The 1,538-nt window shown below is 64.2% G+C and carries 2 protein-coding genes; both read right to left on the bottom strand.

Annotated elements, in window-relative coordinates:
• The coding region (locus EOA33_RS35285) for an LLM class flavin-dependent oxidoreductase (protein WP_127407690.1) at positions 1 to 413 on the bottom strand (413 nt) is incomplete at its 3' end.
• Positions 414 to 490: 77 nt separating this feature from the next.
• Positions 491 to 1,411, bottom strand: a complete 921-nt coding sequence (locus EOA33_RS35280; protein ID WP_126056977.1) for a LysR family transcriptional regulator — start codon at positions 1,409 to 1,411, stop codon at positions 491 to 493.
• Between the last annotated feature and the right edge of the window lie 127 nt (positions 1,412 to 1,538).

Below are 1,538 nucleotides of genomic sequence, written 5' to 3'. Positions count from 1 at the left end.
ATGCCGATGAATTCTTCGGCGCGGCGGCGGAAATCACCTTCGGAAAACCCTTCCGGCCGGCTGAAATTGGCGGCCTGGCGCGGATCCTGGACCATCGTCGCGTTCCAGCCGATACGGCCGTGGCTGATGATGTCGAGGGAAGCAAAGCGACGCGCCAGATTGTAGGGCTGGTGCGCGAGCGTCGAGGCCCCGGCGACGAGCCCGATCCTTTCGGTCAGCGTCGCGAGCGCCGCCAGCAGCGTCGTTGCCTCGAACGGGCTGGTTGATCGAGCGCCGTTGGCTGCGGTATCGGAAACGACGACCATGTCGACCCCTGCCGCCTCCGCTTTCCGCACGAAGCCGGCTATGCGGCGGAAGTCCAGGCCGGCCTGTCCGTCGGTGGCAGCAATGTCGAGCGAAATGGCGAGATGCATGACGCGAACCTAAGTCCGCCTTCGCGCAAGGCAAGTCCGTCGGGTGGGCCAGCGGGCCGTCACTTGCCGGCCAGCCCCTACTTGCCGGCAAGAATATCCTTGATCAGCCGCTGGCAGCGCTCGGCCATGAAATCGAGCAGCAGCCGCACTTTCGGGTCCTGCAGCTTCTTGTGCGGGTAGACGGCGGCGAACTGCACCGGCGTCGGCGGTGTCTTGGCCAGGATCACCTTCAGCCGTTGGTCGCGGATGAAAGGCTCGACCTCGAAGCGCGGCTTGTTGATGATGCCACGACCCGACAGCGCCCAGCCGGTCAGCACATCGCCGTCATCGGTGTCGTACGGCCCGTGCACCTCGAATTTCTGCGGGCCGGCCGGCGTCTGCAGCGTCCACACATATTCGCGCGCGCCGGCATAGCGCAGCATCAGGCAATCGTGCTTCTTGCCGATCAATTCCTGCGGCTCGGCCGGCTCGCCGCGCGCCTCCAGATATTTCGGCGCCGCCACCAGCACCCGCTCGCATTCCATGATGCCGCGCATCCTGAGGCTGGAATCCTCGATGATGCCCAGCCGGAAGGCGACGTCGATGCCTTCCTTCATGATGTCGACATTGTGATCCGAAAGCCTGAGCCGCACCTCGATATCAGGGTATTTGTCGTGGAAGTCCGGAATGCCGGAGGCCACCAGCCGCCGCCCGAGGCCGAGCGGCGCCGTCACCTTGATCGTGCCGCGCGGCTGGCCGGACAATGCCGAGACGGCGGCCTCCGCCTCGGTGATCGCCTCCAGCACCTGCTTGGCGCCGGTGTAGAACACCGTGCCGTGCTCGGTCGGCATCAACTGCCTGGTCGTACGATTGAACAGGCGAACGCCGAGGTGCTTCTCCAGCTCCTTGATGCGGTTGGAAGCGACAGCCGGCGAGATGCGCATGTCGCGCCCCGCCGCCGACAGATTGCCGAGCTCGACGACACGGACGAAGACGGCGATGTTGTCGAGATAGGCCATGCTTGGCTCTCATGCGGCTGCGCCAAGGTCTGGAAACCCGCCGCTTCGGCTCGGCCTGACCTGAATCTCACACCTTATACAACCCTAGTATTTTTTATTTTTTTTTGAAAGTCATCGCGCACCTCGC

It is taken from the genome of Mesorhizobium sp. M4A.F.Ca.ET.050.02.1.1 (assembly GCF_003997725.1).
Lineage (GTDB): Bacteria > Pseudomonadota > Alphaproteobacteria > Rhizobiales > Rhizobiaceae > Mesorhizobium.
The sequence above is the reverse complement of the archived record's forward strand: the minus strand, read 5'-3'. Positions and strand labels throughout refer to the sequence as shown.